Raw genomic sequence first — 13,399 nt, forward strand, 5'->3', positions numbered from 1 at the left:
GACAAGGACGGCAAGGTCTCCAAGAAGCAGCTCCTCGATGCCGACGGCAACCCTGTCACAGCCGAGACCGAGTTCATTCCCGAAACCGCTTTCGGTGATGTGGACGTTACCTTCACCTTCGACGCGTCTGACCTCAAGGCCAAGGACAAGGTGGTCGCTTTCGAGTCCCTGTCCCTGAACGGCAAGGAACTCGCGAGCCATGCCGATATCGAGGACAAGTCCCAGACCGTCACCATCACGAAGCCCACGCTTTCCACCACTGCCGTGGACGGCTTGGATGCGGACAAGAACCTTATCGGTGAGGGCGATGTTACTATCGTCGATACCGTGAAGTACAAGAACGTCACTCCCGGCAAGACCTACAAGGTTTCCGGCACCCTCTACGAGAAGGTCACCGACAAGGACGGCAAGGTCTCCAAGAAGCAGCTCCTCGATGCCGACGGCAACCCTGTCACAGCCGAGACCGAGTTCATTCCCGAAACCGCTTTCGGTGATGTGGACGTTACCTTCACCTTCGACGCGTCTGACCTCAAGGCCAAGGACAAGGTGGTCGCTTTCGAGTCCCTGTCCCTGAACGGCAAGGAACTCGCGAGCCATGCCGATATCGAGGACAAGTCCCAGACCGTTACCATCACGAAGCCCGAAGTCGGCACCACCGCCAAGGACGGTCTCGACGGCAATAAGACCGTCGTTTCCGATACCGAGGTTTCAGTGGTCGATACCGTGAAGTACAAGAACGTCACTCCCGGCAAGACCTACAAGGTTTCCGGCACCCTCTACGAGAAGGTCACCGACAAGGACGGCAAGGTCTCCAAGAAGCAGCTCCTCGATGCCGACGGCAACCCCGTCACCGCCGAGACCGAGTTCGTTCCCGAGGACACCTACGGCACCGTCGATGTAACCTTCACTTTCGATGGGTCGCTTCTGAAGGACAACACACCGGTGGTCGCTTTCGAGTCCCTGTCCTACAAGGACAAGGAGATTGCTTCCCATAGCGATATCGCGGATGAAGACCAGACGGTCACCATGCACACCTCCGAGATTGGTACCACAGCCACGGACAAGCTCGATGGTGACAAGACCGTCATCGCCGATGCCGAGTCCACCGTCACCGACAGGGTGGAGTACGACCATGTGCTCACCGGCAAGGCTTACACCATGGCCGGTATCCTGATGGATGCAAAGACCGGTCTTCCCGTACTGACCGGCGAAGGCGCGAAGAAGTATACCGAGGATGACCTCATCAAGTTCACCTCCGGCCTGATGAACGTGCTTGGCTTCCAGTCGAACACCTACTCCATCAAGGTTAAGGGCAAGGACTGGGGCAACGGTGCCGCCATCGTGAAGAACGCGGATGGTTCCTACACCTATGATGCTTCCGAGCGCACCGAGAACGAGGACGGCACTTGGACTGTCAAGACCGACACCCAGACTCTCACCGAGCAGGAAGATGGCACTTGGAAGCTCACCGGTCTGGAGGGTAGCGGCAGCGCCACCGCAGACGGCGGCACAAGCTACGTCCGTAATATCGAGGAGACCTACAAGGCCGATGAGGTCGAGGTCACTGATAACGGTATCGACTGGTCGAACGCAAAGAAGCTCCCGACCGCTTCCATTGACCTCGCCAAGGTCAAGGCATATGCCGAGGAGAACAAAGACCTCCTCTCCTGCCTTGTCTACAAGACGGCGGAGTTCACCCCTGAGAAGGAGTCCGGTTCCATCGACATGGATTACACCTTCAACTCCAACGACGTTATCGACCGCCTGTCCGGCGAGACCAAGAACCTCGTGGTCTTTGAGGTCATGTTCAAGGGCAGCATCGAGAACGCTTCCGATGAGACTCCCGTTTCCATCGTCGCGAGCGAATGCGATAAGGACAACGAGGGACAGACGGTAAAACTCGCCCCGAGTACCATCGGTACCACTGCGACTGACAAGTCCGACGGTGACCATGAACTGATGGCTGGCAAGGATGCCGTCATCACTGACGAGGTGAAGTACGAGGGTCTTATTCCCGGCAAGGAGTACACGCTCCATGCCACGCTCATGGATAAGAAGACCGGCGAACCTTTGAAGGTTGCCGACAAGGGCGTGACCGCCGAACTCAAGTTCACGCCGAACAGTGAGAGCGGCACGGTCTCCATCAACCTCGGCGAGTTCGATGCAACCTCCCTCGACGGTCATACACTGGTTGTCTTCGAGGAGCTGACCAAACAGAGCGATATCGACGGCAAGACCACGGACGTTACCGTGGCGGAGCATAAGGATATCAACGACGAGGGACAGTCCGTGACCGTCACCTCGACCCCGGCAGGCTCCACCTACGGAAAGACCGGCGTTGACATGACGAACATCGCCATCGCCATCGGCATCCTCCTGATTGCCGCAGGCTGCGCGACCGCTTACGGCATCAAGAGCCGCAAGACCACCAAGGGCGATGCGGACGAGAGCGCAGAGGATAACACCGAAGCCTAGTGCCCGTAACGCCTGAAACCGGCAGGGTGCCAGCTCTTCGGCACCCTGCCTTCCTTTTAATTTGAAAGGGGGATACACCCATGAAGGACGATAAAGAGAACGATATCGAGATGAACGACGGAGATTCCACCGAATCACCTGCGGATGGGAACAACATGCACGCGAACCCGGAAAGCGAGAAGAAGCCGCATAACCGGAAGGTCATTGCCGCCATCTGCGGCCTTGCTCTCGTCGCGCTCATCGGCGGCGGTGCCTACTACGGCATCAGCCACCAAACCGGCGCAGACTCCACGACCGAATCCGCACAGGCGAAGGATTCCAAGGAAAGCGGTTCCGATAGCAAGGAGCAGTCCCACACTCATGACTGGTCTATCACCTACAAGACCGTCCACCATGACGCTGTGACGCACACGGAGCACGTGGCACCCGTCTACCAGAACCTGACCACCTACCATACCGTTTGCAATGAGTGCAAGCAGGTCATCGACGGCAAGGCCGATGACCACATCAAGCAGACCGGTCACTCCGGCTACTCCACCAACGTCCCCATCACCGATGAGGTCATGGTGAGCGAGGGCTATGATAAACAGGTCACCGACACCCCGGCTTACGATGAGACGGTCATCGACAAGCTGGTCTGCACCACCTGCGGAGCGACGAAGGATGCCCCGCAGGCCACATCGGATGCCGCCAAGTAATTCAGATGGCCAGATTGGGAAATCATAACCGGAAATCCCGTGCGGCCTTTGCGGCAGCGGCGGTCTTCCTGACCGTCGCTGCCATCCTTTTCGGCGTGCTGCTTCATTTCTATCAGGACGCAAGTCCATCACCGTCACCAAACGGCACGCCGCAGGAAACCGCCACGGAAAGCGCAGGGGGTCGGGAATCCGAGTTCCCTACTGTTGATTGGGATTACTGGAAGAGCGTGAACGGGGATGTTATCGGATGGATAACCGTGCCGGGGACGGATATCAACCATCCCATCCTGCAAGCCCACTCATCTGACCCGGATTACTACCTGCATCACGATATCTACCGGAACTACAACCCCTTGGGTGCGCTCTATCTCGACGCAGAATGCGAGAAGGAGGGCTTTCAAAGTCCGAATGCCGTCATCCTCGGACACAGCCTGACCCTCGGGAACGCGGTCACCTGTTTCGGCAACGTCCAACGGTATAGCGATAAATCCTTCGCTTCTGAGCATCAGACGGTACTCATCCAAACCCCAAACACCAAGATGCGCTACACCGTGCGCTTCGCGAATATCGTGAAGGGATGGGAGCCGACCAAACGGACGGTCTTTGCCGGTGATTCGGATTTTCGGAACTGGTACGATTCTTCGCGAGAATCTGCCGCCATGGTACTCGATACCGATTCCGAACCGAATCAGGTCATCTCCCTCGTCTCCTGCTCCTATAACTTCTGGAAGCAGAATGAGCGGACGGTCGTGACCACCAGTATCGACCAAAAACAGGCGCAAACGGAAACTGTTTCGACCGAATCCCGTCAGACTGGCTCTGGTGCCGAATAAGGACAGGTTTCAATCTGTTCGCACTCACGCTACAAACCTACCGCCAAGACCCCGCAGATTCGATTCTGTGGGGTCGTTTTCTTAGAGCATGTCGGAAAAGCGGCAGCTATCGTATAATTTTAATGAGCTTTCCCGGAAAGGAGACCATGATGAAATCTAAGCAGAAGCAGACTCCTACGGAGATTATTGATAACCAGCGTCAGGCGGTCGTTGAGAAAATCATCGAGGACATGAAGCGCGACGGGCTTCGTTGGGCGGAACCGTACCTGCCCTCCCTAACACCGCACAACCCCGTCTCCGGCACCGTGTATCAGGGCGGAAACCGCGTGCATCTTGGCTTCATCGGGTTCATGCGCGGCTACACGGACAACCGGTGGGCTACCTTCAACCAGATAAAGGATGCCGGTTGGCATGTGAAAAAAGGTGCCAAGTCCGCGCTCATCGAGAAATGGAAGCAGTTCGCCTTCTACAAGGAAAACGAGGATACCGGCGAGAAGGAGCTTGCCGGACGCTACCCGAAGCTCGTGGGCTACTGGAACGTCTTCAATGCGGAGGATATCGAGGGCATCCCGCCGGAGAACGCTCCCGTCCATCTGAACGACCGAACGGCAACCATCGCACAGAACCTTGAGGAGTCTTCCAGATGCCCCGTCATCGAGAGCAGCGGCTACCTCGGAAGTGCCGCCTACTCTCCGGCTACCGACCGCATCCTCATCGCCCCGCGAGAGACCTTCCGCTCGGACGAAGCGTTCACCCGCGTCCTGCTGCATGAGATGACCCACTCCACTGGACACCCTTCCGCCCTCGCCCGTGAACTCGACACCCGCTTCGGAAGCCCTTCCTATGCTGAGGAAGAGCTGGTCGCGGAGCTTGGAAGCCTTTTCCTTTCCGCAGACCTCGGTATCCAGAGCACCGATTTGGAGGGCGAGTTCTACGAGAACCACGTCTCCTATCTGCAATCTTGGATGAACGCCTTGGAAAACGACCCATCCTACCTCTTCAAAGCCGCATCGAAGGCAGACCATGCAGACACCTTCATCATGGAGCGCTACGAGGAGGAGCTTGGAAAGAACATCGAGATTGACGCACCGGAACTGGAAGAGGAGGTATCGCTCGCCGGGGAGAGTCATGACATGGCAAGCACATCCGAACACCAGCCGGAAAGCGAGATGCCAGAAAATGTTCTCTCCACCGTTCTGTAACATGCGTTTGCCAAAAAGAACGTGTGTTCAATTCCTATATTGCCGTAACACCGGCATTATAGTATAATGGTAACATATGATAACAGCCATCTGGCAGAAAGGACGATAGGTATGGCAGAAATGGAAAAGAGACCTTGGCGCTTCACCATCGAGTTCGATGAGGAGAAGGCAAAAAGGAATGGCTACAGCGTAGATGACCTCTACGACTGCGTGGGAGAATACGCGGAGCAAATGGGCAACGTCCGCATCGGCCTTGGCACTTGGCAGGCAAAGAACCGCAAGGTGCAGTTCGGGGCGCAGTGCCCTGTTTGCGCGACTCTATCCAAACAGCCTTGGGTGATGCAGAACATTAAGTCATGGCGCACCTATGAGGATATGAATGAACCGGAGGGTGAAGACTACCTACAGGTAATCCGGGATATCAGTCCGGAACGTATTTACGACTAACCGCATTTACACTTAGGATTCCAAATGGAACTTGATAGGAAAGCATTTCACTTCGACCTAGACAACGAGTCTGTTGAACGATTCTATACTGGTAAAAAGAATCCATGGTCAGACATTCAAGACTTTCTGGAATCCCATTGCTTTGAAAAGCCACAATATTCTGGATATGAATCGGCTGAAAATATCGTCATGTCCTATCAACGTGCTTATGGCACCATAGATGAGATGATGAATGAGTTTCCTTGGTTCCAAAAATGCTTGAAAGCGGCCACCTTCACGGAAATCGGTGAAAGCTACGATGTGAAGGAGTTTCTTGAAAGCGGAATGCAGTTATCCCCTTCCTCTCGCCCCGACACCCGTAAGGAGCTTCACTTTGATTTGGGAACGGCTGCGCTCAGCGAAAATTACAGCTCCATTAGGCCGAACGCTTGGCGCGGCGCTTGGACGCTTATCCGAATCTTCATGGAACGCAACGGATTCATCCATACCCAGTATTCCGGATACGAGTCTCTAGCGATGATGCCGATTGACAAGGCGATGGCCGTCATGGAGAAATTGCAACAGCGATACCCTTGGTTCAAGGATTCCCTTCTCGCCGCGTCGCTCACCGAGGTCGGCGAGCGCCACGATGCTCTCTCCTATATCAAGGGTTCCAGTGGTATCATCGTTCCGGGGCCCACCCATTCGCTTGGGCTTGATGAGCCGGATTTCTTCGGTTCCGAAATCGGTGATATGAAGAGTGCGACCGCAGAACTATCGAAACGGAACGGGTCGGAACCACCGAAAAACTTGAATAAGATGCATTAGAAAAAGCCCCGGCCATTTTTGGTCGGGGCTTTCCTTGTCTGAAATAGACGATTGCTTTTCTCTTTCAAGTTACTTCGTCGCACCGCAGGAAGAGCACTTGTACCCGGTGGTCACGGTCTCGTCCCATGCCTTGCTCACTAGCACTTGCTCGTCCCATGCTGCTTCGTCGGTCACAGTTTCAGAATACCCTTGCTTTACAGTCACATAGATAGAGTGATAGCTTCCGCAATTACCACCATTCATAAGAGAGTTGTTAATATGTCCCCATGGGTCTGACGTAATATCCGCACCGCACTGGTTGCAGATATAGTGTTCCTCCGTTACCGGGTCATGCCATACCTGATGCGTCACCGCGTCATGGTGGACGGTCTTGTACTGAGCGTCGTGATGGACGGTCTTTGTCTGGGCTACCCAGTTGTGCTGATGCGCCGGGGCGTCATCCTTTTTCGATGAGCCGCCTGAATTGGTGTTCGAGCCGGAGTTGCTGCTGTTGCCGCCATTCGGCTTGCTATCGGATTTTCCCTCGTCTTTCTTGGAGGATGAATTGCTCTTATTTCCAGAATTATCGGAGCCGCCTGTGGCCTTTCCATCATCCTTCTTGCCGCCGGAGGTCTCCGGTGTCTTCGCATCGGACTTGTCCTCCTTGGCGGTCTCCTCGGCCTTCCCAGTCTCCTTCTCGACGGCATCGGTATCGGCGTTCGGGTTCTTCTTGATGTTGTCCTCGAACTTCTTCACGACTTCAGCGCCCTTGTCCCCGGTCAGGGTGGAATCGCCCTTCTTCACGGCTTCCGCAACGTCCTTGGCAATGGCGGTCAGGTCATCCTTCGTCACTTTGTCCGCATCCACCTTATCGAAAGTCACGCCTGTGGCAACTGTCTTGTCGGCTTTTCCGGCGGTAACCTTCTTCGATGGCACCTTATAGATGGAGCCGTCGGCGTTCACCGGTGAGATGAATGTGACGGTATAGGTACCGGACTCACCGACCTTCACGGTCACCTGCTTGTTCGCGGCGATAGCAGTGTAGAAGTCTACTTTCCCGTCCGCATCCTCGATATGGGCGATGACAGGCGTGGAAGTGTCCGCATCCCAGCCGTCGGCCTTCACCTCAAGGATGAGCGCCATGTCCTGCTCCTCATCGTCCTTTGACTGGGACACCGCAGGGACGTTCGCTTTGCCCGTCCAATCCGCATGTGTGATGGCATATCCGCCGCCGATGAGAAGCGCCGCACAGAGGATTCCTGCACCAGCCGCGCAGACCTGCTTACGGGAGAACTCGCGCCCGAAGAGCATGAGCGGCTTCTTAGCGTTCTCCTCCTCCGTTGAATCCACGACCTTCGGGATTTCGGCGGTCTTGTCCGCCGGGACACCCTCAGTCTCGATGTTGTTGTCGTTAAACATATTGCTGTCTTTCTTCATTTCTGTCAGTCCTTTCTGTCTTATAAGAAGATTTCCTGCTATCTATATTACCGGTAGTTCTCTACACCAGCATACCCCATAGGACATGCACGAGGATGATGAGAACGAGGATGACCGCCATCCACTTGCAGTAGTAGAACAGTCTGTCTGGAAGCGTCACCATCGAAAGCCGCTCAATGCGTCTCTTGGATTCCTCTACCATCGAGTCGATGACCTTTCTGCTCCTTGCAGTCACCTCTTCGACGTTCTTTATGGTCATCTCCCCAGCTTTCTGCTGGGCATTCGCAACTCCCATGAGCGCCATCTGATTCGCCTGATGCTGCGCGTCCGCCGCGCCGTTTCTCAGCTCCTCGACCTTTTCGAGCACATCCTTCATCTCCGAAACCATGCCGCGCATCTCCCTTGCGATGCGTTCGTTGCTCCGGCGCTGCTCGGTGATAAGGTCTTCCAGCTTCTTCACGGTTCCGATGAGGTCGGTCTCGTCGTTCTCGTCCTCAAGCCTTCGTCCGGCGTTTCTGGCATCCCTCGCTTCCTCGGAGAGCTTAAGCTGCTGGCCGATACCGGCCATATGCCCGTCCGGCTGCTCAAGTTCCCTCTTCACCTCGCTAAAATGCTTTGCCATGTAATCTTCGCTCCTTTCCATCCGTCAGCCCTCCAAACCCTTGCCCCTCTTCTCGCGCACGCGGATAGCGATGGGCGTGTCGAGCAGATAGGAGAGGTTGTGTACCGCATCCGCGACCGGCACGGCATCCGCCATGCTCCCGCACATGTGTATCGCCTTCCAACCCTTCTCGCCCTTCACCGTCACCTCGACAAGAAAACGTTCCTTTTCCATCTCTCTCCTCGACCTTGCCGGTCTTTTCTATCGGATAGGGACAGCCTATCGCATCAGGTGTCCCTTTGTCTGGACACCTCTAGGGTTCACGCAGGTTCACCCCGCAGTTCGGGCAAAACTTCGGGACATATTCGGAAAACTCCTCGAACAGCGGCTCTTCGCTCTCCTCAGAATCCGTCATATCCTCCTCGACGCGCCCAGCCCATCCGCAGTCGGAACACCAGATGCCGTCCACGGGATTTACATTTGCGGCTTTCGAGTGGGCGCTCCCTATGGTGATGAAAATCCTACTCATCGTTCTCAGCCCTCTCTCCATTGCTCTTCTCACGCACTTCGGCTTCCTTCCGCATCGCAGCAATTAGCTCCTCGGGTGTGATTCCGAGACCGTCCGCGATAGCGAAAAAGGACGCAAGGCTCGGCAGACGCGTCGGCTTTCCCCCGCTTCCGGCCATCCCGGCGAACCAAGCGGATTTGCTGATTCCGCTTTTCTTGATGGCGTTGTCGAGCGTCATCCCCTTCTCGTACACGATGCGGCGCACCGCAACCGCGAAACACCCGAGTTCCGGGAAACGCTCAACGGCTTTTTCCGCCTGTGGCTTACCCGCCATGGTATCTCCCTTCTTCCGTCTAGCTTGATTACTAGTAATATATCATACCACCAAACCAGATAAATCTTCAAGACGATACTCCATATATCCCGCACAAATAAGACAACAAACCAGCTTGAAAGCAACCCAGCAATATAGTAGAATAGACTCACTATCCATATATGGATATAAGGAAGGATGTGACTCATCAATGGACGATAAGCGCTATACGCTGATGAACAAGAACCGACCGGTTCTCGATTTCCTTTACAACCTCGACACGCACCATGTCGTGAAGATACTAAAGCGGCGCGAGCTTGACTTCGCTCCTCCCGCGATTCTCGATATGAAAGGAAACCCGACAAGGGCTGCACTCGACGGCTGGTGGCTCAGGCGGGCAATTCCAGCGTCCCGTGCCCAGATACAGCGGCTCATTGCCGAGCTGCATGTCGATAGCACGCTCGCTCTGGCGGAAAAGAACTTCGGGCTTTCCCTCTCCGACCGCTACTGGATTAACGACCCGGAGAATCCGCAGAACTGGGATGATATCAACTTCTTCGACAACGACTTCACGGAAGACCTCGGGCTTCTGACTCTGGGGCAGGACTCTTCGAGTGACAATCCGAACCTCATGTCACCGAACTCCACGGTCGGCGGAGACCTGAACAAGAAGTGGACTATCTTAAACGGCGTGCGTATGCTCGTGAAGAGCGGAACTGGATTCGTGAACCAAGAGGTCTACAACGAGGTCATCGCCACGCATCTGCACAAGCGTCTTCTGGCGGACACGGATTATGTGCCTTATTCCCTGCATCAAGAAGGGAAGCGCATCTACTGCGCGTGTCCGAACATGCTCCATGAGGACGAGGAGTTCATTCCCGCTATAGATATTGTCCAAAACCATAAGAAGCCTGATTCGCTGGACGAAGCTCAATTCCTTACTTGTTGCTTTGAACGTCTGGGGTTTGAGAAAGCTGAGAGCTTTAGCTTTGTGATGAAAGTATTTGCTTGTGACCACATCCTTGGAAAACCGGGACGAGACTTACAAAGTTTCGGTGTCATTCGTAACGTTGAGTCGCTTGCGTACACCCGGTTTGCACCGATATTCGGCACCGGCAACAGCCTTTGGTGCAATGTTGAATCGCTAGACTTTCCACAAGTTGATAAACGCACAATAAACAGCTTTGATTTTCAACAAACTCTTCTGGTCGGTTACAAATGGTATGAACCTGACAAGCTCGACGGGTTCACGAATGAAGTGCGTTCGATTCTCTCGCACAACCCGAACATGCCGCCCGCCCGTATCGAAAGCATCATCAGGGGAATTGATTGTCGATGGCAACCCTGCCGATTCCGATGATTAAAAATCAGATGAACTACCATATTACAAAACTAGAAAGAAGGTCATACAATGAGAACTTATCAACACCCAATATGCCAAGACAACGCCATGGCGATTCGCGCCGAATATGATGAGGAAAAACGAGTCTTCGATTTGATGAAGAAGTTCCTCTATATCGTCGGGGCGATAACGGCGATAGTTGTTTTCCTTTTGCTTCTCGTTAATTCCCCTGCCCTGATAACTCAAACGGGCGCAATTGGAATCATTGCACTCGTTCCCGTTCTGCTGGCTGCAACAGCCTTTACCGGGTTTTACGTCGGCACGGTACCGGCTGGCTACATCGCTGCATGGCGTGCAATCAAGCGCTCAAAGCTGTTCGTGTGGGGCAACGCTCTCGGACTGCTCCTCATAGCGACGCTTCTTCTTTCCATCCCGGCTGCATTCGCGCCCATTGCCTTCCTTCTCCAGTGGTTGAAGGTGTCGAATCTCAAGCGTCAGCTTGACGCGAACTCATAGTGAGGTAAACTGAACGTGTTTTCTTCCTCCGCGGAGAAACTTTCTTGCTTTAGCCCGCTGCTCCCTGATGTGCGACATTAAGGGAACGGCGGGCGCTTTTATGCCGACTCCCGCAACCCGTATAGCGGCGCAGGCAAAACATCACGCCCGTGCCGCTTCTTCTTAACGCTCGCCGTTCTCCTTGTTCGGTTCCAGGCGTTCCTGCGCAGGTACCTGTTGCGCCCGCTGGGAACCGCCGCTCCCGGCGTTTCCGCCGTTCTTCTTCCCTTTCGGCATGACCGTCGAGGATACTTCCGCCCTGAGTTCGTCGGCTCCACGCCAGCAGGCGAGAATCAGACGCTTGACCTCCGAATCGTCCGCAATATCCGAATCGGGGCGCGGGAGTTTCAGCTTGGGGATATCCGCGATTTCCATGCCTTCCATACCGCGTATCTCCTTGCGGTACTTCCGGTAGACGCTTCGGATTTGCGCAAGGTACTTCTCCTTCGTTTCCGTTACCATCGCCTTTTGCTGCTCGATATCCCTCTTCTCCGCAACGGCTGCGCTTCCTTCCGCATGGATGGATTTCGCCACATTCGCCGTGAACGCAGCTTCCAACCCCTTCGTTCCGAGGTCTGCATCGAGCTTCGCCACGGAGAAGGCATAGCGGTTGCTGTCCGTGTCGGTAACGTACATGCGCCCCCTCTTGAACTCCGTGTCAACGCCCCATGATTCCAAAAGCTCGCGGTAATCATAGATGTTCTCCGCTTCCCCGGCGGCGATACGGCACAGCTCTCGCAAGTTCGTCTTATAGGAGTCGATGCCGCGTGCCGCAAGTTCCTTCTCGATACGGGACGGTTGCTTCTTATGGACGGAGGAATTGCGCTCGCCCTCCACGACCTGTTTCAACCCCCACTCGTGGTCGAGGTCGCGAATGCGGCTGGCGCGTTTCACCTTGGCGCTTTTCCCGCGCCCCTCATCGAGCCGCTTTCCCGTTGACAGGTCGGTGCGGTTGATGACGATATGGACGGCATAGCGATGGGTCTTGTCCGCCTTGCAGTATTCGTTGTGAAGCGCCATCACTATCTGCTGGTTCGGGTAATGCTTTCCCACGTACTCCTTGGCATACCTCATGCATTCTTCCGGTGAGAGCCACCCACCATTTAAATCGCACTCGTCGGGATTGAAGCCGAGAATCTGATGAAACAGAATCGTGTTCTTCGCTTCCTTAAGCTCCCCAGTCTTCTTGTCCCGGACTCTTCTTGCCGCTTTGTTGTGCCCGTAGGCTTCTCTGGTCATCCACATGTGATGCGCCCAGCGCTTCGGATTCGTGCAACCGTCCATGTTCAGACTGTCGCGTAGAATCACCTTTCGGTCATCGTTGATGTAACCACGCAGGTTCTTCATGTGCCCGGAACTCTGCACACCGGTCTGCTTGATGATGGTCATGGTCTACCTCTCTTTCATATATCATTTGGCATAAACTTAAAATCCGTTGTCATCGGAAAGGACTTGATATGAACTCAGCAATCGAATACGTGACCGTTCCCTTCATGGGATGTGACGTTCTTGCTGTTGCACTCGATGGAATCCCGGTCAAGAATCATCTCCCCGCCCCTCTTGCCGCTGCGCTGAAAACTGCGAACCAATGGCGCGACCTTGGCTTCTCCCCGAAACCCGGTGCAAAGAAATTCAATCTGCATCCGAACTGTATGGCGAAGCGAACGTACACATACTTTTACAAGGACGATGTAATGGATGACTGCGGGCACACACCGGATGAGTCCGGTTCGTATCTTCTGCATGAAGACCAGCTTATCGCCAACTTAGAAGAGTCCACCGGACATGGCGGTCTTCGCAGCTATGGTTACACGGCATTCTGATTACTCATGCCTTGGCGAAAGAGAGTTTTCGCTTGCGTCGTTCCTCTCTTTCGCCTTTTTCAGACTCTCGAACCGTTCTCACATCTCCAAACAGATAATAAGTCTGCTCATCTTTCCTTCTTTACTGTGATAGAAACGCTTCCCAAAACGGTGATTTCGTCCAGACGGATTTCAAGCGTTGCAGATACGTCTTCGCCCCGTCTTGCGTGAACTCGGCATCGGCCTCGTCCGAATGAAGATACCACCCGTTCGGAAACTCAACCCAAGATGCAACGGTCTCACCGAGTTCCATGCTCACGTATCTCGTGAGCGTTACGCTCCAACCGTCCTCCTCATAGTGAATCGTCTTTTCACTTCCGCAATCGTCCATCGCCATTGC

At 54.6% G+C, this 13,399-nt stretch carries 15 protein-coding genes; 9 read left to right on the plus strand and 6 right to left on the minus strand.

Going from position 1 to position 13,399, the window contains the following annotated elements:
• The 6 genes from DWW51_RS10230 to DWW51_RS06990 all read left to right on the plus strand — a co-directional run.
• A partial coding sequence (locus DWW51_RS10230) for a VaFE repeat-containing surface-anchored protein (protein WP_156058767.1) occupies nucleotides 1-2,475 on the plus strand: 2,475 nt, incomplete at its 5' end.
• A gap of 80 nt (nucleotides 2,476-2,555) precedes the next feature.
• Nucleotides 2,556-3,173, plus strand: a complete 618-nt coding sequence (locus DWW51_RS06970; protein ID WP_117773985.1) for a hypothetical protein — start codon at nucleotides 2,556-2,558, stop codon at nucleotides 3,171-3,173.
• A gap of 5 nt (nucleotides 3,174-3,178) precedes the next feature.
• Nucleotides 3,179-4,006, plus strand: coding sequence for a class B sortase (locus DWW51_RS06975; protein WP_117773986.1), 828 nt, complete (start codon nucleotides 3,179-3,181; stop codon nucleotides 4,004-4,006).
• Nucleotides 4,007-4,155: 149 nt separating this feature from the next.
• Nucleotides 4,156-5,208, plus strand: coding sequence for an ArdC family protein (locus DWW51_RS06980; protein ID WP_197032206.1), 1,053 nt, complete (start codon nucleotides 4,156-4,158; stop codon nucleotides 5,206-5,208).
• Between the two features lie 111 nt (nucleotides 5,209-5,319).
• The gene (locus DWW51_RS06985; protein WP_117773988.1) at nucleotides 5,320-5,655 is read left to right on the plus strand and encodes a hypothetical protein; all 336 of its coding nucleotides are present in this window, start codon (nucleotides 5,320-5,322) and stop codon (nucleotides 5,653-5,655) included.
• 24 nt (nucleotides 5,656-5,679) lie between these two features.
• Nucleotides 5,680-6,462 (plus strand): hypothetical protein, encoded by a 783-nt coding sequence (locus tag DWW51_RS06990; RefSeq protein WP_117773989.1) that lies wholly within the window; start codon nucleotides 5,680-5,682, stop codon nucleotides 6,460-6,462.
• A gap of 69 nt (nucleotides 6,463-6,531) precedes the next feature.
• Here the strand turns inward: DWW51_RS06990 and DWW51_RS06995 are convergent, their stop codons facing one another.
• From DWW51_RS06995 to DWW51_RS07015, 4 genes are all read right to left on the minus strand, one after another.
• A complete protein-coding gene (locus tag DWW51_RS06995; RefSeq protein ID WP_117773990.1) occupies nucleotides 6,532-7,878 on the minus strand; it encodes a hypothetical protein in 1,347 nt (448 codons plus the stop codon).
• 61 nt (nucleotides 7,879-7,939) lie between these two features.
• Complete coding sequence (locus DWW51_RS07000) at nucleotides 7,940-8,500, minus strand: hypothetical protein (protein ID WP_117773991.1); 561 nt, start codon at nucleotides 8,498-8,500, stop codon at nucleotides 7,940-7,942.
• 24 nt (nucleotides 8,501-8,524) lie between these two features.
• Nucleotides 8,525-8,713, minus strand: a complete 189-nt coding sequence (locus DWW51_RS07005) for a hypothetical protein (protein WP_117527849.1) — start codon at nucleotides 8,711-8,713, stop codon at nucleotides 8,525-8,527.
• A gap of 287 nt (nucleotides 8,714-9,000) precedes the next feature.
• A complete protein-coding gene (locus DWW51_RS07015; protein ID WP_055168065.1) occupies nucleotides 9,001-9,321 on the minus strand; it encodes a helix-turn-helix transcriptional regulator in 321 nt (106 codons plus the stop codon).
• A 190-nt stretch (nucleotides 9,322-9,511) separates the two neighbouring features.
• Here DWW51_RS07015 and DWW51_RS07020 point away from each other — a divergent pair, with 190 nt between their 5' ends.
• Together DWW51_RS07020 and DWW51_RS07025 are read left to right on the plus strand one after the other, a co-directional pair.
• On the plus strand, nucleotides 9,512-10,660 hold the full coding sequence (locus DWW51_RS07020; RefSeq protein WP_117773992.1) for a hypothetical protein: 1,149 nt from the start codon (nucleotides 9,512-9,514) through the stop codon (nucleotides 10,658-10,660).
• A gap of 90 nt (nucleotides 10,661-10,750) precedes the next feature.
• A complete protein-coding gene (locus DWW51_RS07025; protein ID WP_147344045.1) occupies nucleotides 10,751-11,158 on the plus strand; it encodes a hypothetical protein in 408 nt (135 codons plus the stop codon).
• Between the two features lie 162 nt (nucleotides 11,159-11,320).
• Here DWW51_RS07025 and DWW51_RS07030 read toward each other — a convergent pair whose 3' ends face one another.
• Complete coding sequence (locus tag DWW51_RS07030) at nucleotides 11,321-12,586, minus strand: relaxase/mobilization nuclease domain-containing protein (protein ID WP_117773994.1); 1,266 nt, start codon at nucleotides 12,584-12,586, stop codon at nucleotides 11,321-11,323.
• Between the two features lie 68 nt (nucleotides 12,587-12,654).
• Here DWW51_RS07030 and DWW51_RS07035 point away from each other — a divergent pair, with 68 nt between their 5' ends.
• Entirely contained in the window at nucleotides 12,655-13,020 is a 366-nt protein-coding gene (locus DWW51_RS07035) for a hypothetical protein (protein WP_117773995.1), read from the plus strand.
• 121 nt (nucleotides 13,021-13,141) lie between these two features.
• On the opposite strand, the gene DWW51_RS07040 is transcribed toward DWW51_RS07035, so the two are convergent.
• Entirely contained in the window at nucleotides 13,142-13,390 is a 249-nt protein-coding gene (locus DWW51_RS07040; RefSeq protein WP_147344047.1) for a hypothetical protein, read from the minus strand.
• Between the last annotated feature and the right edge of the window lie 9 nt (nucleotides 13,391-13,399).

This window comes from Collinsella sp. AF15-51 (assembly GCF_003462845.1).
Classification (GTDB): domain Bacteria; phylum Actinomycetota; class Coriobacteriia; order Coriobacteriales; family Coriobacteriaceae; genus Collinsella.